This is a genomic window from Allobosea sp. AK1 (genome assembly GCF_006714945.1).
GTDB classification, from domain to species: Bacteria; Pseudomonadota; Alphaproteobacteria; order Rhizobiales; family Beijerinckiaceae; genus Allobosea; species Allobosea robiniae.
Map to the genome: position 1 here is coordinate 3,733,521 of NZ_VFMG01000001.1, position 20,956 is coordinate 3,754,476.

At 66.3% G+C, this 20,956-nt stretch carries 22 protein-coding genes; 10 read left to right on the plus strand and 12 right to left on the minus strand.

Going from position 1 to position 20,956, the window contains the following annotated elements; all coding sequences use genetic code 11:
• Positions 1 to 119: 119 nt before the first annotated feature.
• Positions 120 to 662 (minus strand): c-type cytochrome, encoded by a 543-nt coding sequence (locus FHT98_RS18045; protein WP_061965247.1) that lies wholly within the window; start codon positions 660 to 662, stop codon positions 120 to 122.
• A 201-nt stretch (positions 663 to 863) separates the two neighbouring features.
• Between FHT98_RS18045 and FHT98_RS18050 the strand changes: the two genes are divergently transcribed.
• Complete coding sequence (locus FHT98_RS18050; protein ID WP_142114815.1) at positions 864 to 1,598, plus strand: 3-deoxy-manno-octulosonate cytidylyltransferase; 735 nt, start codon at positions 864 to 866, stop codon at positions 1,596 to 1,598.
• A 78-nt stretch (positions 1,599 to 1,676) separates the two neighbouring features.
• Positions 1,677 to 2,531, plus strand: a complete 855-nt coding sequence (locus FHT98_RS18055) for a prephenate dehydratase (protein WP_061965246.1) — start codon at positions 1,677 to 1,679, stop codon at positions 2,529 to 2,531.
• A gap of 46 nt (positions 2,532 to 2,577) precedes the next feature.
• On the opposite strand, the gene FHT98_RS18060 is transcribed toward FHT98_RS18055, so the two are convergent.
• The 7 genes from FHT98_RS18060 to FHT98_RS18090 form a co-directional block, all read right to left on the minus strand.
• Positions 2,578 to 2,808: a hypothetical protein gene (locus FHT98_RS18060; RefSeq protein WP_142114816.1), complete on the minus strand. Its 231-nt coding sequence runs from the start codon at positions 2,806 to 2,808 to the stop codon at positions 2,578 to 2,580.
• A 6-nt stretch (positions 2,809 to 2,814) separates the two neighbouring features.
• Entirely contained in the window at positions 2,815 to 3,042 is a 228-nt protein-coding gene (locus tag FHT98_RS18065; RefSeq protein ID WP_061965241.1) for a helix-turn-helix domain-containing protein, read from the minus strand.
• A gap of 87 nt (positions 3,043 to 3,129) precedes the next feature.
• A complete protein-coding gene (gene nudC, locus FHT98_RS18070) occupies positions 3,130 to 4,086 on the minus strand; it encodes an NAD(+) diphosphatase (RefSeq protein WP_142114817.1) in 957 nt (318 codons plus the stop codon).
• Between the two features lie 43 nt (positions 4,087 to 4,129).
• Entirely contained in the window at positions 4,130 to 5,017 is an 888-nt protein-coding gene (gene mmsB, locus FHT98_RS18075; protein ID WP_061965237.1) for a 3-hydroxyisobutyrate dehydrogenase, read from the minus strand.
• A gap of 148 nt (positions 5,018 to 5,165) precedes the next feature.
• Entirely contained in the window at positions 5,166 to 6,320 is a 1,155-nt protein-coding gene (locus tag FHT98_RS18080) for an isobutyryl-CoA dehydrogenase (protein WP_185745210.1), read from the minus strand.
• On the minus strand, positions 6,317 to 6,868 hold the full coding sequence (locus FHT98_RS18085; RefSeq protein ID WP_142114818.1) for a hypothetical protein: 552 nt from the start codon (positions 6,866 to 6,868) through the stop codon (positions 6,317 to 6,319). The genes FHT98_RS18080 and FHT98_RS18085 overlap by 4 nt, the downstream gene beginning before the upstream one ends.
• A gap of 22 nt (positions 6,869 to 6,890) precedes the next feature.
• Positions 6,891 to 8,387 carry a CoA-acylating methylmalonate-semialdehyde dehydrogenase gene (locus FHT98_RS18090; protein ID WP_061965233.1) on the minus strand — a complete coding sequence of 499 codons (1,497 nt, stop codon included), beginning with the start codon at positions 8,385 to 8,387 and terminating at the stop codon, positions 6,891 to 6,893.
• A 123-nt stretch (positions 8,388 to 8,510) separates the two neighbouring features.
• Between FHT98_RS18090 and FHT98_RS18095 the strand changes: the two genes are divergently transcribed.
• Positions 8,511 to 9,440, plus strand: coding sequence for a LysR family transcriptional regulator (locus FHT98_RS18095; protein WP_142114819.1), 930 nt, complete (start codon positions 8,511 to 8,513; stop codon positions 9,438 to 9,440).
• Positions 9,441 to 9,442: 2 nt separating this feature from the next.
• On the opposite strand, the gene FHT98_RS18100 is transcribed toward FHT98_RS18095, so the two are convergent.
• The 3 genes from FHT98_RS18100 to FHT98_RS18110 all read right to left on the minus strand — a co-directional run bounded on the left by FHT98_RS18100 (position 9,443) and on the right by FHT98_RS18110 (position 13,594).
• Positions 9,443 to 10,744, minus strand: coding sequence for a GGDEF domain-containing response regulator (locus FHT98_RS18100; protein ID WP_142114820.1), 1,302 nt, complete (start codon positions 10,742 to 10,744; stop codon positions 9,443 to 9,445).
• An 86-nt stretch (positions 10,745 to 10,830) separates the two neighbouring features.
• The gene (locus tag FHT98_RS18105; RefSeq protein ID WP_142114821.1) at positions 10,831 to 12,582 is read right to left on the minus strand and encodes an ABC transporter permease; all 1,752 of its coding nucleotides are present in this window, start codon (positions 12,580 to 12,582) and stop codon (positions 10,831 to 10,833) included.
• A gap of 31 nt (positions 12,583 to 12,613) precedes the next feature.
• On the minus strand, positions 12,614 to 13,594 hold the full coding sequence (locus FHT98_RS18110) for an ABC transporter substrate-binding protein (RefSeq protein WP_142114822.1): 981 nt from the start codon (positions 13,592 to 13,594) through the stop codon (positions 12,614 to 12,616).
• Between the two features lie 235 nt (positions 13,595 to 13,829).
• On the opposite strand from FHT98_RS18110, the gene FHT98_RS18115 reads away from it, so the two are divergent.
• From FHT98_RS18115 to FHT98_RS18140, 6 genes are all read left to right on the plus strand, one after another.
• Positions 13,830 to 15,212, plus strand: a complete 1,383-nt coding sequence (locus FHT98_RS18115) for an ABC transporter substrate-binding protein (RefSeq protein WP_142114823.1) — start codon at positions 13,830 to 13,832, stop codon at positions 15,210 to 15,212.
• A 165-nt stretch (positions 15,213 to 15,377) separates the two neighbouring features.
• The gene (locus tag FHT98_RS18120) at positions 15,378 to 16,253 is read left to right on the plus strand and encodes an ABC transporter permease subunit (protein ID WP_113585375.1); all 876 of its coding nucleotides are present in this window, start codon (positions 15,378 to 15,380) and stop codon (positions 16,251 to 16,253) included.
• Positions 16,250 to 17,086 (plus strand): carbohydrate ABC transporter permease, encoded by an 837-nt coding sequence (locus FHT98_RS18125; protein WP_142114824.1) that lies wholly within the window; start codon positions 16,250 to 16,252, stop codon positions 17,084 to 17,086. The genes FHT98_RS18120 and FHT98_RS18125 overlap by 4 nt, the downstream gene beginning before the upstream one ends.
• A gap of 211 nt (positions 17,087 to 17,297) precedes the next feature.
• Positions 17,298 to 18,266, plus strand: coding sequence for a transaldolase (tal, locus tag FHT98_RS18130; protein ID WP_113585321.1), 969 nt, complete (start codon positions 17,298 to 17,300; stop codon positions 18,264 to 18,266).
• An 8-nt stretch (positions 18,267 to 18,274) separates the two neighbouring features.
• Entirely contained in the window at positions 18,275 to 18,985 is a 711-nt protein-coding gene (locus FHT98_RS18135; protein ID WP_142114825.1) for an SDR family NAD(P)-dependent oxidoreductase, read from the plus strand.
• 110 nt (positions 18,986 to 19,095) lie between these two features.
• Positions 19,096 to 19,695 (plus strand): HdeD family acid-resistance protein, encoded by a 600-nt coding sequence (locus tag FHT98_RS18140; protein WP_082617101.1) that lies wholly within the window; start codon positions 19,096 to 19,098, stop codon positions 19,693 to 19,695.
• 10 nt (positions 19,696 to 19,705) lie between these two features.
• Here the strand turns inward: FHT98_RS18140 and FHT98_RS18145 are convergent, their stop codons facing one another.
• Positions 19,706 to 20,200 (minus strand): hypothetical protein, encoded by a 495-nt coding sequence (locus tag FHT98_RS18145; RefSeq protein WP_139163487.1) that lies wholly within the window; start codon positions 20,198 to 20,200, stop codon positions 19,706 to 19,708.
• Positions 20,201 to 20,388: 188 nt separating this feature from the next.
• Here FHT98_RS18145 and FHT98_RS18150 point away from each other — a divergent pair, with 188 nt between their 5' ends.
• A complete protein-coding gene (locus FHT98_RS18150; RefSeq protein ID WP_170843312.1) occupies positions 20,389 to 20,955 on the plus strand; it encodes a YceI family protein in 567 nt (188 codons plus the stop codon).
• The last annotated feature ends 1 nt before the right edge of the window (position 20,956 follow it).

The following is a 20,956-nucleotide window of genomic DNA, read 5'->3' on the forward strand; positions in this document are numbered from 1 at the left end:
GCAATGGCTGGTGAGGCGCGGATTGTGCGGGCAGCCGCAGGGCGGGAGCAAGGCACGAAACGAAAAAGCCGGGCAGAGCCCGGCTTCGTGATCGCTGATTGGCTGTTTGCCGGGCCGTCTCAGGGCTTCGGCAGCGGCTTCGGCGCTTCGGAGAGGCTGTTGAGATAGGCGATCACGTCGGCGCGGGTCTCGGGCTTGGCGATGCCGGCGAACGCCATGATCGTGCCGGGCACATAGGCCTTCGGGCCCTTCAGGAAATGGTCGAGCCCTTCGGCGTCCCAGGTCTTGTCGTTGCGGCCCTTCATCGCGGCCGAGTAGCCGAAGCCGGCGACCGTGCCTTCGTTGCGGCCATAGACGTCGTAAAGATGCGGGCCGACCTTGTTGGCGCCGCCCTTCTCGAAGGTATGGCAGGCCTTGCAGGCGGCGGTGGCCTTCTCGCCCTTGGCGGGGTCGGCCTTGGCGAGGCGCACCGCGATCGGCTCCTCGGCTGCGGGGGCAGCGGCGGCGCCACCTGCGGCAGCCGGCTCCTCGCTCGGCAGGTCGAAGCCTGTCACTGCCGGCTTCTTCGGCGCGAAGACGATACCGGCCGTCATATTGAGGCCCAGCACGACGAGCAGCGTGGAGAGAACCGCGCCGGCGATCTTGTTGGCTTCGATGTTCATCGTATCCGAACCCTGGTGCCCTCCGCGTCCGAGGCGCGGGAGACGAGATAGCGCTTGGCCGGAGTCTTGAAAGGCTCCAGCTTCCGCCGTTGCTTAACCGCTTTGCGCGCTTCATTGCAACTCGTATAAGCACGCACCGTTTGAGACTTTTTGCCGCCGCCGGCTTCTGCCGACGGTGCCCATGCCGAGCACGATCCGAAAATGGCCCATCCGCTGATCCTGATCCCGGCCCGCATGCAGGCGACGCGCCTGCCCGGCAAGCCGCTCGCCGATATCCATGGCGAGCCGATGATCGTGCATGTCTGGCGCCGGGCGGTCGAATCCGGGGCCGGCGATGTGGCGGTGGCGACCGATGCGCGGGAAATCGCGGCCGCGATCGAAGCCGCCGGGGGCAAGGCGGTGATGACCAGCGCCGATCATCAGACCGGATCGGACCGGATCAAGGAAGCGGCCGATATTCTCGACCCTGACAGGCATTACGACATCATCGTCAATGTGCAGGGCGATTTCCCGACGCTGGCGCCCTCGGCCATCGCCGCGGCGGTGAAGCCGCTTGCCGATCCGGCTGTGGATATCGCGACTCTCGCCGGCGTGATCGACGACGAGGAAGAGAAGACGGCGCCGAGCGTCGTGAAGCTCGTCGGCAGCGAGATTGCGCCCGGCCATCTGCGCGCGCTCTATTTCACGCGCGCTACGGCACCTTACGGCGAGGGGCCGCTCTATCACCATGTCGGCCTCTACGCCTATCGCCGCGCTGTGCTCGACCGTTTCGTCAGCCTGCCGCAATCGCCGCTGGAGCTGCGCGAGAAGCTGGAGCAGCTCCGGGCGCTGGAAGACGGCATGCGCATCGACGTCATGGTCATCGACCACGTGCCGCGCGGCGTCGACACGCCGCCCGATCTCGATCGCGCTCGTGTATTGCTGAAGTCCCGATAAAGCCGTTTCCGCAGGGGCCGTGTCACGATCCCCCTCTGGAGTGGCGGATAACAAGAAGCTGGAGCCTGAAGTCATCCCATGTCCTTCGTCGTGTCTTATCAGGGTGAGCCCGGAGCCTTCTCCTCGCAGGCGGCCCTTCAGGTGTTTCCGGACTGCGAGCTTCTGCCCTGTGCCACCTTCGAGGACGCGCTCTCGGCCGTCAGCGACGGCAAGGCACGCTACGGCATGATCCCGATCGACAACTCGATCGCCGGCCGCGTCGCCGATATCCATCATTTGCTGCCGCGTTCGGGGCTGCACATCATCGGCGAGCATTTCCTGCCGATCCGCTTTCACCTGATGGGCGTGAAGGGCGCGACGCTCGCGACGATCCAGACGGTCCAGAGCCATATCCATGCGCTCGGCCAGTGCCGGAAGATCATCCGAAAGCTCGGCCTCAAGGCCGAGGTCGCCGCCGACACCGCGGGCTCCGCCCGGCAGGTCGCCGAGGCCGGCGATCTCACGCGCGCGGCCATCGCCCCCCGCATCGCGGCGGAGGTCTATGGCCTCGATATCCTGATGGAGGATATCGAGGACGAGAAGCACAACACCACCCGCTTCGTCGTGCTCTCGAAATACCCGGAATATGCGCGCCAGGGCGGGGCCAAGACGGTGACGACGCTGATGTTCCGCGTCCGCAACATTCCGGCCGCGCTCTACAAGGCGATGGGCGGTTTCGCCACCAACGGCGTCAACATGACGAAGCTCGAAAGCTACATGGTCGACGGCCATTTCTCGGCGACGATGTTCTATGCCGATGTCGAGGGCCATCCCGACGACCCGGCGCTACGGCGCGCGCTCGACGAGCTCTCCTATTTCTCCAAGGAGATGAAGATCATGGGCGTCTATGCCGCCAACGACTTCCGCTCGACGATCGAGGAAGCCGGCGAGTAGCCGCTTGTGAACAAGCGACGGCTGTTCGCTGCGCAGGAAGACGGCCTCAGTCCTTGAGGCCGTCTTCGATGATCTCCCGCGCCGCAATGAATGCGGCGGAGTGCTCCGGCGCCGCCCCCTGCTGCTCTTCGAGCAGGAGAAGGGCGGCCTCGTAGATTTCCCGGATGTCGTGGGGCGCCAGGACCCCCTTGTGGAGCAGGCAGCGCAGCAGCGCCGCCGTGGTCGTCGCGGCGACCAACTGGCCGGCCGCCGCCGCGTTCGATGCCGTGATGCGCATGGCCGCTCACTGCGCCGACGGCTGGAGCGCTTCCGGCACCTCGTAGCCTGCCGCCGTATAGCTGTTGATCTTGTTGCGCAGCGTGCGGATGGCGATGCCGAGGAGGTTGGCAGCGTGGGTGCGGTTGCCGCCGGTTTCGCGCAGGGTGGCGAGAATCAGATCACGTTCGACATCGGCAACGGGCAGGCCGACGAGCTGCTCCATGATGGTCTGCTCAGGGTCGAGCTCGTGCATGGTCGCGGTCCTTTCCGAGCCCCCAAAAGCCCCGATGGACCACGCAAAGGGACGCCCTTCACGGTTAAGGAATGGTAAAGGGTCCCGCTAGATCCGCTCGCCGTCCAGTGCCCAGGCCCGCACCAGCGTGTTGGCGATGGCGATATGCTGCGGGCAGGCGAGCCCGTCGGGATGCTTGCCGTCCAGCATCTGCAGCACCTCTTCACGGGGGAACCAGCGGCCTTCCTCAAGCTCGGTCATGTCGAGCGTGATCTCGTCGCCGAGCGCCTCGGCGATGCAGCCCATCATGATCGAGGAGGGGAAGGGCCAGGGCTGCGAGGCGAGGTAACGGACGGCGCCGACCTTTAAGCCGGCCTCCTCCCAGCTCTCGCGCCTGACCGCGTCCTCGATCGTCTCGCCCGGTTCGACGAAGCCGGCGATGCAGGAATACATTCCCGGTGCGAACCGGGCCTGGCGCGCCAGCAGGCAGGCATCGCCACGCGTCACCAGCATGATCACGACCGGATCGGTGCGCGGGAAATGCATCGCGCCGCAGGCAGTGCATTCGCGGCGCCAGCCCGAGGCGCCGGCGACGGTCGGCCCGCCACATTGCGCGCAGAAGCGATGGCGGGCATGCCAGTCGAGTACGGCCTTGGCCTCGCCGAGCGGCCCGATCTCGTCTTCCGGCACGATGCGCTTCAGCGCGACCGAGCGCAGGTCGGTGACGAACAGCTCGGCCCGCTCCTTCAGCGGCTCGGCCAGGGCCTTGTCGAGCAGGCGTCCGAAGCGGGGTGTCCCGTCCTCGGCCATACCCATGAAGATTTCCTCGGCCGCCGGGCCGAGCATCTCAGTCTCGCCATGGCTGAACCAGACCGTGAGCGCCTCATCGTCGAGGCGCTTCAGGATCGGCGTCTCGCCGGCGACCACGGCAATCCGTGTGTCCGAGCGGTGGCGCAAGGCCGTCACCGCGTTGGGCTGGTTGCGCAGGTCTTCGCGCCGGTCGAGCCGGTTGATCGCGAAGCCGGTGAAGGAGGAGCGTTCGCGGCGGGGCAGGGCGTCGTTCATGGTCAGGGTCTAGACCCGCGACGCCTTGCCGCGCAAGCGCGTCTCACGCCTGCCCGCGTCCGCGCAGAAGATGGATGATGCCGGAGAAATCCGTGCCACCCTCGCCCCAGGCATTGTGCAGCCCGAAGAGCTGCGCCGCCGCCGCGCCAAGCGGGGTCGAGGCGCCCGCAGCCTGCGCCGCTTCCTGCGACAGTTTCAGGTCCTTCAGCATCAGTGCCGAGGCGAAGCCCGGCTTGTACTCGTTATTGGCGGGGGAGGTCGGCACCGGCCCCGGCACCGGGCAATAGGTCGTCAGCGACCAGCACTGGCCCGACGAGGTCGAGGCGACGTCGAACAGCGCCTGATGCGACAGGCCGAGCTTTTCGGCCAACACGAAGGCCTCGGAAACGCCGATCATCGAGATGCCCAGGATCATGTTGTTGCAGATCTTGGCCGCCTGGCCGTTGCCGCCGCCGCCGCAATGCACGATCCGCCGCCCCATCTTGGCAAGGATCGGCTCGCCCTGGGCGAAGGCATCCTCGGTGCCGCCGACCATGAAGGTCAGCGTCGCACCCTTGGCGCCGCCGGTGCCGCCCGAGACCGGGGCATCGAGTGAAAGACAGCCGCGCTCGGCCGCCAGCGCATGAGCCTTGCGGGCGCTTTCGACATCGATCGTCGAGGAATCGATCAGGAGCGTGCCGGGCTTCACCGCCGGGAGGATATCGGCCCAGACGCTCAGCACATGCTTCCCGGCCGGCAGCATGGTCACGACGACCTCTGCATCGGCCACGGCGTCCTTCGCCGAGCCGGCGATGCCAACGCCCAGTTCAGCGGCGGCGTCCTTCGAGGCCTGCACGAGATCGAAGGCTTTGACGGCGTGCCCGGCCTTGACGAGGTTCCCGGCCATCGGGCCGCCCATATTGCCGAGGCCGATGAAGGCGATGTTGGTCATGGTCGTATCCTCTCGTCGTTTTTGTCGTCGCTCTTGGTGTCATTCCGGGCTGCGCGAAGAGCAGACGCGGGATCATCATCAGAGAAAGGTGCTGTCTCGTCTTGTCATCCCAGGTCGCCGTTCGGCGGTCGGGATGACGCCTCCGGCGTCAATTCCCCTTGGACCGGCCGACCAGCCCGCGTGCCACGATCATCCGCATCACCTCGTTGGTGCCCTCGAGGATCTGGTGGACGCGCAGGTCGCGGACGATCTTCTCGATGCCGTAATCGGCGAGATAGCCGTAGCCGCCATGGATTTGCAGGGCGTGGTTGGCGACCTCGAAGCCGGTATCGGTGGCGATGCGCTTGGCCATGGCGCAGAGCTTGGTCGCATCCGGCGTCTTGGCGTCGAGCGCCGCCGCCGCGCGCCAGAGCAGGCTGCGGGCCGCCTCCAGCTCGGTCGCCATGTCGGCGAGCTTGAACTGCAAGGCCTGGAAATCGGCGATGGCCGAGCCGAAAGCCTTGCGCTCCTTGGCATAGGCCAGCGATCGGTCGAGCGCGCCCTGCGCCCCGCCGAGCGAGCAGGCGCCGATATTGAGTCGGCCGCCATCGAGCCCGGCCATGGCGATCTTGAAACCGATGCCTTCCGGGCCGAGGCGGTTCGTCACGGGCACGCGGCAGTTCTCGAAGATCACGGCGCGCGTCGGCTGGGCGTTCCAGCCCATTTTCTTCTCGTTGGCGCCGAAGGAGAGGCCGGGCGTGTCCTTCTCGACGACGATGGTCGAGATGCCCCCGGGGCCGGCCTCGCCGGTGCGCGCCATCACGACATAGATGTCGGAGACGCCGGCGCCGGAGATGAACTGCTTCTGCCCGTCGAGAACGTAATGGTCGCCGTCCAGCATCGCCTTCGTCTTGAGCGCGGCGGCATCGGAGCCGGCGCCGGGCTCGGTCAGGCAGTAGCTCGCCAGATGCTCCATGGTGCAGAGCTTCGGCAGGAAGCGCTGGCGCTGCTCGTCCGAACCGTAGCGGTCGATCATCCAGGCGCACATGTTGTGGATCGAGATATAGGCCGCGACCGTCGGGCAGCCGGTCGAGAGCGCTTCGAAGATCAAGGCTGCGTCGAGACGCGAGAGGCCGGAGCCGCCGACATCGTCGCGGATATAGATGCCGCCCATGCCGAGCGCGGCTGCGGCGCGCATTTCCTCGACCGGGAAATGCTTCTCCTCGTCCCAGCGCGCGGCATGGGGCGCTAATGTCTCGGCGGCGAAGTCCTGCGCCATGTCGCGGATCGCGATCTGGTCCTCGGTCAGGGAAAACGGGCTCAAGGCTGGCGCTCCTGGGGCTTGAGGGCGGCGGGCCGCGGCTTCGCGGCCTGAGGGCGTTTGGGCTGCGGATAGGCCCCGTCATAGGGCTGGGCACGGCCGCGATGCGGCGACCGGGCCGCGTCGAGGGCGACGAAATCCTCGGGTCCGGCAGCTTCTCCGGCCTTCCCGACGAAGACGCGTGGCCCCTTGTCGGTCACCACCACATCGCCATAGGCGAGATCGCTGCCGAGGAAGGTTTCGACCGTCACGGGCGCAGGAGTTGGCGGCGGCAGGCTCGCCGCGCGTTCCCGCCGCTGCCGGCTATCCTCGATCAATCCCTCGACATAGCTCCGGCTCCGCTCCCGGGCGGCCTCGACCCGCTGCTGCCAGAACCGGCGGCAGCGGGCGAGCTGCACTTCACCGAGGGGCGCGTTCTCGGATGCGCCCGGCTCGCAGAGCGCATCCTCGGACGAGGATGTGGCGTCGGGCGAGGGGCCGGTCGCGAGGGCCGGCCCCATACCGCAGAGGAGGACGAGCGACGATGCGATGATGCGCAGCGGTCGCTCCATGGCCTCCTCCGTCGGTGGCGCCTCAGTTCATCGTCGGGATGACGAAGCTCGCACCATCCTTGATACCGCTCGGCCAGCGCGCCGTCACCGTCTTGGTCTTGGTGTAGAAGCGGATCGCGTCCGGGCCGTGCTGGTTGAGGTCACCGAAGGCGGAGCGCTTCCAGCCGCCGAAGGTGTAATAGGCCAGCGGAACCGGGATCGGCAGGTTGATGCCGACCATGCCGACCTGGACCTTCGAGGCGAAGTCGCGTGCCGCGTCGCCGTCGCGGGTGAAGATCGCGGTGCCGTTGCCGTATTCGTTGTCGTTGGTCAGCTTCAGCGCCTCGTCATAGGTCTCGGCGCGCACCACCGAGAGCACCGGTCCGAAGATCTCGTCCTTGTAGATGCTCATGTCCTTGGTGACGTTGTCGAACAGGCAGCCGCCGACATAGAAGCCGTTCTCGTAGCCCTGCATCTTGAAGTCGCGCCCGTCGACCAGGAGCTTGGCGCCTTCCTTCACGCCGATATCGACATAGGACTTGATCTTCTCCATCGCCGCCTTGGTCACGACCGGGCCGTAATCGGCGCTGGTATCGGTCGAGGGGCCGATCTTCAGGCTTTCGACGCGCGGGATCAGGCGCTTGACCAGTTCGTCGGCGGTGGCCTTGCCGACCGGGACGGCGACCGAGATCGCCATGCAGCGCTCGCCGGCCGAGCCGTAGCCCGCGCCGATCAGCGCATCGACGGTCTGGTCCATGTCGGCGTCCGGCATGATGATCATGTGGTTCTTGGCGCCGCCGAAGCACTGCACGCGCTTACCGGCCGCGCAGCCGCGGGCGTAGATGTATTCCGCGATCGGGGTCGAGCCGACGAAGCCGACGGCCTTGATCTCGGGATGGTCGAGGATGGCGTCGACCGCTTCCTTGTCGCCGTTGACGACGTTGAGGATGCCGGGAGGGCCGCCGGCCTCGATGAAGAGCTCGGCGAAGCGCATCGGCACGCCCGGGTCGCGCTCGGAGGGCTTCAGGATGAAGGCATTGCCGCAGGCGATGGCGGGGCCGAGCTTCCAGAGCGGGATCATCGCCGGGAAGTTGAACGGGGTGATGCCGGCGACGACGCCGAGCGGCTGGCGCATCGAATAGATGTCGATGCCGGGGCCGGCGCCGTCGGTGAACTCGCCCTTCATTAGGCCCGGGATGCCGAGCGAATATTCCAGGACCTCGACGCCGCGCTGGATGTCGCCCTTGGCATCGGGAATGGTCTTGCCGTGCTCGCGGGCGAGCAGTTCGGCGAGCGCGTCGTTGTTCTGCGCGATCAGGTCGATGAACTTCATCAGCACGCGGGCGCGGCGCTGCGGATTGACGGCGGCCCATTTCGGCTGCGCCTCGGCGGCGTTCCGCACGGCGGCGTCGAGCTCGGCCGTCGAGGCCAGCGCCACCTTGCCGATGATCGTGCCGTCCATCGGCTGGTAGATGTCGGCCGTGCGACCCGACGTGCCCGCGGCATGCTTGCCGCCGATGAAATGTCCAACCTGACGCATGGCGCCCTCCCTACGAACTGATGGTGCGATGATCCCGCATCGTCTCTACCATTCTCGTTTATGCACGGCTATAGCGAGAGTGAAACGTCGGCCGTGCGAAAACACAAATACGGGGAGAGGACCTTGGAGCGCTTCGACTGGGACGACCTCCGCTTTTTCCTTGCCGTCGCGCGTTCCGGGCGCCTGACCGCGGCGGCGCGCCGCCTCGGCGCCGATCATGCCACCGTCTCGCGCCGCATCACCTCGCTGGAGGAGGCGCTGAAGGCCAAGCTCTTCGAGCGCCGCCCGCAGGGCTACATGTTGACCGCTCACGGCGAGCGCCTGCTCGCCAAGGCGGAAAGCATGGAAACCGAGGCGCTCGCGATCCAGAGCGATATCGGCGGCGCTGACATGGCGCTGTCGGGCACCGTCAGGATTGGCGCACCGGATGGTCTCGGCACCTCGTTCCTCGCGCCACGCCTGGCATTGTTCGCGAAATCCTATCCGGGCCTCGAGATCCAGCTCATCGCCATGCCGCGTTTGCTCTCGCTGTCGAAGCGGGAGGCCGATGTCGCGATCACGCTGGCCCCGCCCAAGGAAGGCAAGGTCGTCGCCCGCAAGCTCTCAGACTACCGCCTCGGGCTTTACGCCTCGCCGGAATACCTCGCCTCGATGCCGCCGGTGACCAAGCCGGAGGACCTCTTCGAGCATCGCATCATCGGCTATATCGACGACCTGATCTTCTCGCCCGAGCTCGACTATCTCGACGAGGTTGCCAAGGGCCTGCGCGCCCATGTCCAGAGCTCGAGCGTCATCGCCCAGATGAATGCCGTCGCCGCCGGTGCCGGCATCGGCGTGATCCATCACTTCATGGCGGAAGGAGAGAAGCGGCTCGTGCCCGTCCTGCCCGAGACGGTTTCGATCACGCGCTCCTTCTGGCTCCTGGTTCATGCCGACCTGAAGGATGTCGCGCGAGTTCGCGCCATCGTCGACTTCGTCGTCCGCGAGGTGAAGGCGTCACGTGCCCTGCTGATGGGCGAGCACAAGCCCGAGTCGCGCATCGCAGCGGAATAGCCTCAGGCGGCAGCGGTGCGGACCTTGTCGCGCCCGTCCTGCTTGGCTGCGTAGAGCGCCTGGTCGGCCAGCCCGAGGGCAGCTTCGAGCGCATCGCGGGGGCCGATCGAAGCGACGCCGATCGAGACCGTGAGCGGCAGGATTTCTCCCTCGATGGTCAGCGGCGCGCCGGCGATGGCCGTCCGGATGCCTTCGCACAGGCGCTCGGCCTCGGCGAGATCGGCACCCGGGAAGATGATGGCGAATTCCTCGCCGCCGATGCGGGCGAGCAGGTTGAAGCCGCGCTCGGCCATGATGCTCAGTGTCCTCGCAACCGCCGTCAGCGCCTGGTCGCCACCGTCATGGCCGTAGCGGTCGTTGAGCCGCTTGAAATGGTCGATGTCGAGAATAGCGATCGAGACCGGGAGGTCCATATCGCGCGCTTCGCCGACGAGCTGCCGGCCACGGGCGAAGAAATGGCGGCGGTTGAACAGGCCGGTGAGGAAATCGCGCGCTGCAAGGTCCTGCAATTGCCTGAGCTGGTCGAGGACCTCGACATTGGAGGCGATGCGGCATTGCAACTCCTCCAGCACGAAGGGGCGCGAGACGAAGTCATGCGCGCCGGCCTTGAGGAAGCCGGCCGAGGTCTGGCGATCGGTCGAGGAGGAGATGCCGAGGACGCGCACGTTCGGATGGCGGCGGCGGATGCGCCGTGCCAGCTCGAAGCCGTCCATGTCGGGCATATAGTAGTCGCTGACGACGAGCTGGATGTCAGGATTGCTCTCCAGCATCGCCAGCGCCTCCTGTCCGGAGCCGGCCTCGACCACGGCATATTGCTGGATCGACAGCATCCGGGCGAGCACCTTGCGGGTGGTGCGGGTATCGTCGACGACGAGGATGCGGGTGTTGCGGTTGTTGAGCGCCCGCTTGACCGTGCCGACAATGTTGGGAAGCGCGAATTCATTGTCCTTCAGGACGTAGTCGATCACCTCCCGCTCCATGATCCGCCCGCGCGTGGCGAGATCGAAGGTGGCGGTGAAGACGACCGAGGGGATGCCGTGGGTCACGGTCCAGTCGAGCGCCTCGCCGCGCGGAGCATCCGGCAGGTTGAGGTCGACCACGGCGATCGCGTAGGCGCCGGGCGCCGCGACGATGAGGTCGCTGACCTCCTTCAGCGATGCGCAGGTCGTGACGGGCAGTCCGGTCTCGGCCTGGAGAAGTTGCCGCAGCGCCAGCGAGAAGGTTCGTGAATCCTCGATGACGAGAATCTGGCGATCGTCCGGCACGGGCTCCGGCCTGGCCTGTAATGTCTGATGGGCACCCATGCTCCATCTAGGGCGCCCCCAAGTTTAATTTTCCGTCACATCTGCTGAGACAACGGCTGCGCTTTGATGACCTGTACGGAGAGGCCTCAGATCCGCCAGGGCAGGATATTGTGCTGCCGGTTGCGCCCGATCAGGTCGAGCGCCAGCATCACGACGAGGATGACGACGCAGGCGCTGATCGCGACGGCGGCCGCCTCGCCGGCAAGCCCGGCTTCCTTCAGGCTGAACAGCACGACCCCGAGCGTCTCGGTGCCCGAGGACCAGAGCAGGGCCGAGACCGTCAACTCGTTGAAGGCGACGAGGAAGACCATCAGCGCCGAGACGGCGGCAGCCGGCGCCAGGATCGGCGCGACGATGAAGCGCAGCATCTGCGGGAGATTGGCGCCGTCGAGCTTCGCGGCATCCTCGTGATGCGCCTCGATCTGGGCCATCGCTGCGACCGGCGCCTTCAGCGCCAGCGGCAGGAAGCGGGCGAGATAGGCGAAGAGGATGATGAAGGGCGTGCCGTAGATGCTGACGCCGATCAACGGGAGCGGCTTCAGGAAGATCAGGATGCAGGCGATGGCCAGGACGATGCCCGGCAGCGCATAGGGCAGTTCGATCATCAGCTCGACGGCGCGACGGAACCTGCCGAGCCGCCTTTCCAGCCCATAGGCGAAGACGATCGCGAGGATGGCGAGGATCAGCGCGGCGCTGCCGGCGAAGATCAGCGAGTTGCGGAAGGCGCGCATGGTCACCGCTTGCCGGAACAGAACTTCCGTGAACTTGTCGAAGGTCAGCGTCTGCCAGGAAAGCGCCACGCCCAGCGCCGGAGTCAGCGCCTCGCTGAGCAGGGCCAGCAGCGGCAATCCAAGCTTGAGCGTGAGCAGCAGCCAGAGCCCGACAGCGACAAAGGGGCGGACCGAACCGAGCAGCCAATAGGGCTCCAGAGGCCGCTCGATCTCGACCTTGCCGCGCTGGTTGCGGGCGGCGAGCGCGGCGGCGGCGATGCCGAGCGCCGCGACCACGCCGATCAGCACCGCGAGCGCGGCCGTCTCGCCGAGGCTCGACGGGCCGAAGCTCGACAGCCGGCGATAGATCAGCGTCGGCAGCGTCAGGTAGTTCACGGGCAGGCCGAGCAAGGCCGGAATGCCGAAATTGCCGACGCCCGCGACGAAGGCGATCAGCCCGGCGGCGATGATCTGCGGCCGCAGCACGGGGATGACGATCCGCGTGGTGATGGTCGCGGGCGCGGCGCCCTCCATCTGCGCGGCTTCGACCAGCGATTGCGGGATGCTGCGCAGCCCGGTCCAGAGCGTGATCGCCACGAGCGGCGCATGATGCAGCGCCATGACGAGGATGATGCCGCCGCGCCCGAGCAGCGGGTTCGGGGTACCCGGTGGCGGCGCGAGCCCGATCAGCGAGAGGATTGGCGAGTTCGGCGCGAGCAAGCTCAGGAAAGCGAGCGCCGCCACCTGCGGCGCGATCATCATCGAGAAGACGAAGGCGAAGGCGAGGGGGCGCTTGCCCCTGACATCGGTGACGCCGAGCGCCAGCGCGACGACGCTGCCGACAAGGAGCGCACCGAGCGCCGAGAGCGAGGCCGTTTCCAGCGTATGCCAGGTTGCGGTCATCGCTGCGCGGCTTGCCATCTCGACGAAGGCTTCCCCCGGCGCGAATTGCCAGCCGGGCGCGAAGGCGGCCGCGACCAGCCTGAAGAAGGGCAGGCCGCCGAGCAGCAGAGCGACCGCGACGACGAGAGCAGGCAGGCTCCAGCCTTCCGGCAGGCGCAAACGTGGAGCCGGCGGGGCCGCGATCGCGGGCTCCCGCCGGATGTTTCGGGCAACGGCCAGCGTCATCGCGCCGACCGCTGCTGCAGCAAAGCCGTCATCACTCGAAGATCGAGCCGAAGCGCTTGCGGGCGGCGGTCTCTTCAGCGAGCGCCTTGGCGGCTTCGAAGGCCATCAGCCTGATCGCGCTGCGGGCGGGATAGCCGGCCGGCAGGGCGACGTCGGGATGGGCGGCGACATAGCCCTGCTTCAGCGCCAGCTCCTGGCCCTCCTTCGAGAGCAGGAAATCGATGAAGGCCTTGGCGGCTTCCGGATTCCTGGTGGTCTTCAGAATCGCGACCGGCTCGCTGACGGCGGAGACGCCTTCGCTCGGGAACACGAATTCGACCGGCGCGCCCTTGGCCTTCTCGCGGATCGGCATGAAGTCGACGATCATGCCGTAGAGCTTCTCGCCGGTGGCGACCTGGCGCAGGATGTCGCCATTGGCGCCAGCAGCCAGCGTGCCGTTCTCCTTGAGTTTCTCGTAGAAGCCCCAGCCGTCCCCCAGGTTGCTGGTGAGGGTGATCGTGTGGATCAGCGCGGCGCCGGAGTTCAGCGGGCTCGGCATGACCAGCTGATTCTTCGCCTCCGGCTTGATGAGGTCCGTCCAGCTCGCGGGCTTCATCGTAGCCTTGGTGTTGTAGACGATGCCGGTGGTGATCAGCTTGGTCGCGAACCACATCTTCTGCGGGTCGTGGATGCCGGCCGGATAGGCGGCAAGATCGGCCTTGTCATGGGCGAACAGGCGCCCGTCCTTCTTGAGACCTTCCATGGTCACGGCATCGGCGATGAGCAGGATATCGGCTTGCGGGGCGCCGGCCTCGAACTCGGCCTTGAGCTTCGCCATCACGCGCGGCGTGCCGTCGCGGACGAAGGAGATCTCGACCTTCGGATATTTCGCCTTGAAGGCGTCGATCGTCTGCTGGGCGTCGGTATTGGGCTGGCTGGTATAGAGCACCAGCTTGCCCTCGATGGCGAAAGCCTGCGGCGCGGCCGCGAGGCCGGCCGCGATGATGAAGGCGCTCAGGGCCTTGCGCTGCATGTCAAACTCCATCTCTTGATCGCGTCTGCGAGATGGCGCTGCCGGTAGTCCCGGCAGATGACAGTTCCATGAAACGGTCCCCGGTTTCCACGCGGCGGACCAGTTGCGCACTCTGGAATTAGAAATACTATTTAGCGGGGCTCGCCCGGCTTGTTTCGGGCGGGGCTTTTCGATTAGGGTCGCGGCAAGACGACCATAAGGTCGCTTTAAAACGGTTTAAATGGGAGGATATCGGATGAAGCTTGTACGGCATTTCGCCATGGGAACGGCTGTCGCGGCAGTCGTAGCGGGCTGGTCCGGCGCCGCGATGGCGCAGGAGACGCTGACGGCCTGGTTCACCAAGGGCTTCTACAAGGGAGAGGACGACGCGCTGCTGGCGGTCGTCGACAAATTCCAGAAGGCGACGGGCGTCAAGGTCGAACTCTCGCTCTACGCGACCGAGGACTGCGTCACGAAATCGGTCGGCGCGGTCGATGCCGGCACGCCCCCGGATGTCGGCTTCTGCACGACCTATGATTTCCGCACCACCGGCAAATGGGCCTATGACGGCAAGCTCGAGGACGTCTCGGACGTGATCGAGCCGATGAAGGCCGAGTTCCAGCCGATGGCGGTCTCGACCACCTTCCTGATGAACGGCAAGACCGGCAAGAAGTCATACTATGCCTTCCCGGTCGAGCAGCAGATGATGCACATCACCTACTGGAAGGACATGCTCGAGGAGGCCGGCTTCAAGGAGGCCGACATCCCGAAGACCTGGAACGGCTACTGGGACTTCTGGTGCGACAAGGTCCAGGGCGCGCTGCGCGCCAAGGGCAAGCGCGTCTACGGCATCGGCCACCCGATGGGCATCGCGGCGTCCGACACCTTCTATTCGTTCCTGACCTTCGCCAACGCCTATAACGCCCAGGTCGTCGACGAGAACGGCAAGATCGTGCTCGACCAGCCCGCCAACAAGAAGGCGATGGTCGAGGCGGTGAAGTCCTACGCCAACATCTTCCAGCGCGGCTGCACCCCGCCCTCCTCGGTGAACTGGCTCGACCCCGACAACAACGTCGCCTTCCACAACCGCACCACGGTCGCCACGCACAACGCCACGATCTCGATCGCCGGCAAGCACATGGACGACATGAGCAACCCCGCGCTCACGGCCGAGCAGCGGGCGACGGCCAAGAAGAACTATGAGGACAACATCCGCACCGCCGAGTTCCCGCTCAAGGCGGACGGCAGCAAGATGACCAACCTCGCCGCCGTGAAGACCGCGGTGATCTTCGCCGATGCCAAGAACAAGAAGCGCGCCAAGGAGTTCATGGCCTTCTTCATGAAGGACGAGAACCTGCGGCCCTTCGTCGAAGGCTCGGCCGGGCGCTGGGTGCCGACGACGCTGAAGGCGATCGAGGCGCCGTTCTGGTCGGATGGCAAGGATCCGCATCGCGCGGTCGTCTACAAGCAGTATAAGGACGGCACCGTGCCGTTCCAGTTCGTCTACAACTATAATTTCACGACCGTGAATGCCGAGAACGTCTGGGCCAAGGCGGTGAACCGCGTCGTCCAGGACAAGATCCCGGCCGAGCAGGCCGTGGACGAGATGATCGCCCGCATCAAGCAGATCGCCGGCTGAGCATCGGCCCGAAAAGTGGCTCCCACTTTTCGGGCCAAGCCGATGTTAGGACAGTAGAGCCCGGTCCTCGTTCCGCTTGCATCGACGACCCGCCGCGGCAATCCTTGCCGCGGCGTATCTTTCACAGGGTGACAATTCCACGGAGAGTCCATGAGCTCAGCCGTCATGACCGCGCCGCTTGCGGCGCCACGCGAGGATAACTCGGGCTTCACCCGCGACCGCGCGATGTGGGGTGCCATCATGCTGGCCCCTTACGTCCTCGTCTTCGCCGTCATGGTGGTCTACCCGGTGGCCTATGGCCTCTGGCTCGGCCTCAACTGGAATTCCTACCGGGCGCTCTTCGCCGACCCGATCTTCCTGCGCACCGTCGTCAACACGGTCATCTTCCTGTTCGTGGCGGTGAACCTGAAATTCCTGATCGCGCTCGCTCTCTCCGGCTTCTTCATACAGCAGCGGCCCTGGATCCGGATCGTGCTGGTGCTGTTCATCCTGCCCTGGGCGGTGCCCTCGATCCCGACCATCCTGTCCTTCCGGGTGATGCTGAATCCCGAGAACGGCATGGTGAACCAGCAGCTCTTCCAGTGGTTCGGCATCATGGAGGGGCCGGGCTGGCTCACCGATCCGACGCTCGCTTTCATCTCCTCGATCTTCGTCCACATCTGGAAGTCGCTGCCGTTCTGGACGCTGATCCTGATCACCGGCCGGCTCGCGATCGCGCAGGACCTCTACGAGGCCGCCAGTGTCGACGGCGCCAATCGCTGGCAGCAGTTCCGCTTCATCACCTGGCCCTCGCTGGCGACGCTCTACGTCACCTCGACGATGCTCTCGATGATCTGGACGCTGGGCGACTTCAACAGCGTCTACCTGCTCACGGGCGGCGGTCCGGGCGACCTCAACCATGTGCTGGCGACGCTCGGCATCCGCTACATGCGCAACAACAATCTCGATCTCGGCATCGCCTCGATCATCGTCGCCATGCCGCTGATCCTGCCGATGGTCTTCGTGATGGTGAAGCGCCTGTCGAAGGGGCCCGACGCATGAGAAAGCTCCTCGACGAAGGCAAGCTGCTGCTGATCGCGATCCCCGTCCTGGTCTGGACGCTGCTGCCGATCTACCACCTCTTCGTGCTGTCGATCTCCAACCAGGAATCGATGCTGGCCGGCAAGCTCTGGCCCGACCAGCCGACGCTGCAGAATTTCCAGATCGTCTTCGCCCAGCAGCATTACTATCTGCACAATTTCTGGCGGCAGATGTTCAACAGCTTCTTCATCGCGGTGGCGACGGGGCTGATCACGCTGTTCGTTGCGACCTTCGCGGCCTTCGCCATCGCCCGCCTCAAGGTCCGGGGCGGGCGCACGATGATGAACCTCGCGCTCGCGACCTACCTGATCCCGGCCGCCTTCCTCGCCATTCCCATGTACAAGGCGATGGGCTCCTATGGGCTGCTCAACACGCAGGCCTCCTTGATCCTCGCGATGGTCGCGCTCGCCTCGCCCTATGCGATCTGGGTGCTGAAGCAGGCTTCCGACAAATTGCCCAAGGAGCTCGACGAGGCCGCTGTGATGGACGGCGCCACCTCGATCCAGCTCTTCCGGCTGGTCTATCTGCCGCTGATGAAGCCCTCGATGGTGGTGATCGGCATCTATGCGCTGCTGCTCGCCTGGAACGAGTATCTCTACGCCTTCCTGCTGCTCTCCTCGGAGAAGGCGGTTCCGCTGGCGGTGGGCCTCGGGCTCTTCCTCTCGGCCGACGATGCGCCCTGGAACCTGCTGATGGCGGCGGGCCTGCTCTATGCCATCCCGCCGGCGGTGATCTACTACCTGTTCCGCAAGAACATGGTCGGTGGCCTGACCTCGGGCGCGGTGAAGAGCTGAGCGCGGTTCCCAGGCGCCATTCTCGGGCGAAGCGCAGCTTCGACCGGAGAATCTCAGGCTGGAAAAGGTGCCGTTCCTCCCCGGGAGGCTCGGGCATGACGCGCGGCGTCAGCTCGCCGCATGGCGGAACTGCTTCATCGCTCTCGCCATTGCGGTGAACAGGCGCCACATTGAATGCGTTACGACAAGAAGAATTGCCGAGGATAGACCGATGACCGCCTCCAAGCTCGACCAGCTCCGCCAGATGACCACCGTCGTCGCCGACACCGGCGACATCGAGGCCGTGCGCCGGCTGAAGCCCGTCGACTGCACCACCAACCCGACCCTGATCCTCAAGGCGGTGGAGACGCCGGCCTATGCGCATCTCGTCGACGAGGCGATCGGCTGGGGCAAGAAGCAGGGCAGCGGTGAGAAGGCCGTCCATGCCGTCTGCGATCGCCTCGCGGTGAGCTTCGGCACTGAGCTGACCAAGATCGTCCCCGGCCGCGTCTCGACCGAGGTCGATGCCGACCTGTCCTTCGACACCAAGGCGACGATCGAGAAGGCGCGTGCCGTCATCGCCGCCTACAAGGAGCGCGGCGTCGAGAAGGACCGCATCCTGATCAAGATCGCCTCGACCTGGGAGGGCCTGCAGGCCGCCAAGGTGCTGCAGGGCGAGGGCATCGACTGCAACCTGACCCTGCTCTTCGCGTTGCCGCAGGCGGTCGCGGCGGCCGAGGCGAACGCCTTCCTGATCTCGCCCTTCGTCGGTCGTATCCTCGACTGGCACGTCAAGGCCGGCGGCGGCCCCTACACGGCCGAGACCGACCCCGGCGTCGTCTCGGTGAAGAGCATCTACGCCTATTACAAAGCCTTCGGGATCAAGACCGTCGTGATGGGCGCCTCCTTCCGCAATACCGGCGAGATTGAGGCGCTGGCCGGCTGCGATCGCCTGACCATCGGGCCTGGCCTGCTCGACGAGCTCGCCGCCGCGACCGGCGACCTGCCGCGCCGCCTTTCGCCGGCTTCGTCGCCGCAGATGGAAGGGGGCGTCGCCAAGAAGCTGGGTTACGACGAAAAGGCCTTCCGCTTCGCCATGAACGAGGATGCGATGGGCACCGAGAAGCTGGCCGAAGGCATCCGCGGCTTCGTCAAGGACCTGCGCGGCCTGCGCAAGCTCGTCGCCGCGAAGCTCGGCTGAGCCCAGCCATGGCGGAGCGGCGGATCGCCGTCGTCACCGGCGGCGCCAAGGGCATCGGCGCCGCGGTCGCCGGTCGGCTGGAGCAGGACGGCCTCGTCCCGGTTGTCTGGGATATTGCGACGCCCGCGACAGCGGGGCGCCGGCATCTCGCCTGTGACGTCTCGGACGAGGCTTCCGTCGCACAGGCCCTGGCCGCAACAGAACGCGAGCACGGCCCCATCGCCATACTCGTCAACAATGCCGGCCTGACCGGCCCCTCGACCACAGTGGCGGAGACGCCGCTGGCGCAATGGCAGAAGGTGCAGGCGATCAACCTGACCGGCACCTTCCTCTGCTCGCAGGCCGTGGCGAAGGTGATGGTGCCGCGCGCTTACGGCCGCATCGTCAACATCGCCTCCCTCGCCGGCAAGGAGGGCACGCCGACGCTTTCCGCCTATAGCGCCGCCAAGGCCGGCGTCATCGCCTTCACCAAGGCGCATGGCAAGGAGCTGGCCGGCACGGGCGTCCTCGTCAATGCCGTCGCGCCGGCCGCGATCGAGACCGATCTGCTCCAGCAGATGAGCCCCGAGACGGTTGCAACGATGATCGGCAAGAGCCCGCTGAAGCGGCTCGGAACGGTCGATGAATTGGCGGAACTCGTCGCCTGGCTCGCGAGCGAGCGCTGCAGCTTCTCGACCGGTGCGGTCTTCGATCTCTCGGGCGGTCGCGCGACCTACTGACGGCGCGCCTTGCGCCAGATCATTGACGTGGCTTGCGCGCGGGCTTCTGATGGCGACCTGCACTGACGAGGCCGCCCCGGCTGTCGCGGCCCGTCCAATCGGAGTCGGCCATGACCACGCCTGCAGAATCCGCGCCCCGCTCGGGCTCCTCTCTTGCAACGCATCTCGTCCCACTCCGGCGCAATTCCGGCTGGCTGATGGCGGCAGGCGTCGCCCTCATCATTCTCGGCGTCGTCGGCCTCGGAGCGGTCGCGCTGCTCAGCCTTGCCAGTGCGATCTGGTTCGGCGCGATGATCCTGGTCGGCGGCATCGTCGTGCTGATCGACGCCTTCCGTCATCAGGGCTGGAAGAGCCGCCTGCTGCATATCCTCATCGGCCTGCTCTATGTCGCGGTCGGCCTGATGACTTTTGCCAACCCGCTGCTCGCCACGGCCTCGCTGACGCTGCTGGCCGGTGCGGCGCTGGTCGCGACCGGCGTGCTGCGCCTCGTCGTCGCCTTCCAGAACCGGGAACTGCCAGCCTGGGGCTGGATCGCTTTTTCGGGCGCGCTGTCGCTGCTGCTCGGCGGCATGATCCTGGCGCAATGGCCGGGTTCGAGCTTGTGGGTGCTCGGGACCTTCTTCGCGGTCGAATTGATCTTCCAGGGCTGGGCCGCGATTGCGCTCGCCCGCGCGATCCGCTCGACCTTCGATGGGGTGAAGCCGCGCTGAAGCCGGCCGCCTACTCGGCGGCCTCGGCCGTCACGGAAGCCTTGGCCGGCGTGCTGAGATCGCTGAAGCGAGCGCGCCCGCCGGCCGCTGCGGTCTGCAACTGCTGCTTCCAGCCCTTGGCATCGTTGCCGCCGAGCGCGACGAAATCGGCCGGACGCGCCGCATCGGCGCTGCGGCCCTGATAGACCAGCACGCCGCCCGCGGTGACCACGATGTCGCCGCGCCGCAGCGTCGGGTCCTTGAGATACCATTCCTTGTCGGCCTGGGGATCGAGCTGCACGACGGGTGGCTTGGGTTTCGAGGAAACCTCCGGCGCGCGGGCGCGGGGCGCCCGCCTGCGCGGTTCGTCGTCATATTCGTAGATCGGCGAGGCCCGCAGGCGCGGCCCGCCGCCGAACAGCGCGCGAGCGAGATCGTCGAAGAGGCCTGCCGCCTGGGCGCTGGGCGCAGCCGAAAAGGCGAGCGCTGCGACAGTCGCCAATCGCATCATCCATGCCCGCGTCATCGCCTTGCCTCCACGTCGTCGTCTTACCAACGACGAGTGGTCGCGAAAGGTTCGGTCCGGGTTCACGAAAGCGGTTAAGAATCTTTCCCGCGGAGGCCGGGCTTCCTCACAACTGCGTGTCTGCCCCTGCCAGCCGGTGGGGAGCCAGGCCTAAGATGTGGGCCATCCGGCTGCCGAGGAGCCATGCCATGATGATGCGTGCGCTGCTTGCCGTGGCCCTCCTGGGGCCGTCGTCCGCTTCTGCCTTCGCGCAGGACGTCTGGTCCTTGTCGAGAGACGGCGGCACGGTCGCCTTCGTGGCGCGTCATTTCGGCATCCCGACGGCGAGCGGCCGTTTCGGCACTGTCGACGGCACCATCGCACTCGATTTCGACCGGCCGGAGCGCAGTCGGATCAGAATGACGATCCAGACCGCATCCCTGCGAACGGGCGCCGATCTCGTCGACGGCTTCATCAAGGGGCAGACGATGCTCGACGTCGCGCATTATCCGGTTGCCAGCTTCGTCTCCCAACAGGTGGCGCGCACCGGTGAGCGCAGCCTCTCGATCACGGGCCAGCTCACGATCCGGGGCGCGTCGCAGCCTGTCACGGTTATCGCCGTCGCCGAGAGCGATCCGGCCGGCATGCGTGCGGGCGGCACTTTGCCCTTCCATGCCAGCGCGAGTTTCTCGCGTGCAGCCTTCGCGATCGGGCGCGAGGTCAATATCGTCGACGATCAGGTCGAGATCGACATCAAGGGCGTGATCTCGCGCTAGG

Coding starts and splice junctions, on each gene's coding strand:
- nudC (WP_142114817.1), bottom strand. CDS start 4,086: ATGAACGACGCCCTGCCCCGCCGCGAACGCTCCTCCTTCACCGGCTTC.
- FHT98_RS18110 (WP_142114822.1), bottom strand. CDS start 13,594: ATGCAGCGCAAGGCCCTGAGCGCCTTCATCATCGCGGCCGGCCTCGCG.
- FHT98_RS18145 (WP_139163487.1), bottom strand. CDS start 20,200: ATGACGCGGGCATGGATGATGCGATTGGCGACTGTCGCAGCGCTCGCC.
- FHT98_RS18140 (WP_082617101.1), top strand. CDS start 19,096: ATGACCACGCCTGCAGAATCCGCGCCCCGCTCGGGCTCCTCTCTTGCA.
- FHT98_RS18105 (WP_142114821.1), bottom strand. CDS start 12,582: ATGACGCTGGCCGTTGCCCGAAACATCCGGCGGGAGCCCGCGATCGCG.
- FHT98_RS18065 (WP_061965241.1), bottom strand. CDS start 3,042: ATGCACGAGCTCGACCCTGAGCAGACCATCATGGAGCAGCTCGTCGGC.
- FHT98_RS18150 (WP_170843312.1), top strand. CDS start 20,389: ATGATGATGCGTGCGCTGCTTGCCGTGGCCCTCCTGGGGCCGTCGTCC.
- FHT98_RS18125 (WP_142114824.1), top strand. CDS start 16,250: ATGAGAAAGCTCCTCGACGAAGGCAAGCTGCTGCTGATCGCGATCCCC.
- mmsB (WP_061965237.1), bottom strand. CDS start 5,017: ATGACCAACATCGCCTTCATCGGCCTCGGCAATATGGGCGGCCCGATG.
- FHT98_RS18085 (WP_142114818.1), bottom strand. CDS start 6,868: ATGGAGCGACCGCTGCGCATCATCGCATCGTCGCTCGTCCTCCTCTGC.
- FHT98_RS18090 (WP_061965233.1), bottom strand. CDS start 8,387: ATGCGTCAGGTTGGACATTTCATCGGCGGCAAGCATGCCGCGGGCACG.
- FHT98_RS18135 (WP_142114825.1), top strand. CDS start 18,275: ATGGCGGAGCGGCGGATCGCCGTCGTCACCGGCGGCGCCAAGGGCATC.
- FHT98_RS18060 (WP_142114816.1), bottom strand. CDS start 2,808: ATGCGCATCACGGCATCGAACGCGGCGGCGGCCGGCCAGTTGGTCGCC.
- FHT98_RS18115 (WP_142114823.1), top strand. CDS start 13,830: ATGAAGCTTGTACGGCATTTCGCCATGGGAACGGCTGTCGCGGCAGTC.
- FHT98_RS18045 (WP_061965247.1), bottom strand. CDS start 662: ATGAACATCGAAGCCAACAAGATCGCCGGCGCGGTTCTCTCCACGCTG.
- FHT98_RS18120 (WP_113585375.1), top strand. CDS start 15,378: ATGACCGCGCCGCTTGCGGCGCCACGCGAGGATAACTCGGGCTTCACC.
- FHT98_RS18100 (WP_142114820.1), bottom strand. CDS start 10,744: ATGGGTGCCCATCAGACATTACAGGCCAGGCCGGAGCCCGTGCCGGAC.
- tal (WP_113585321.1), top strand. CDS start 17,298: ATGACCGCCTCCAAGCTCGACCAGCTCCGCCAGATGACCACCGTCGTC.
- FHT98_RS18055 (WP_061965246.1), top strand. CDS start 1,677: ATGTCCTTCGTCGTGTCTTATCAGGGTGAGCCCGGAGCCTTCTCCTCG.
- FHT98_RS18050 (WP_142114815.1), top strand. CDS start 864: ATGGCCCATCCGCTGATCCTGATCCCGGCCCGCATGCAGGCGACGCGC.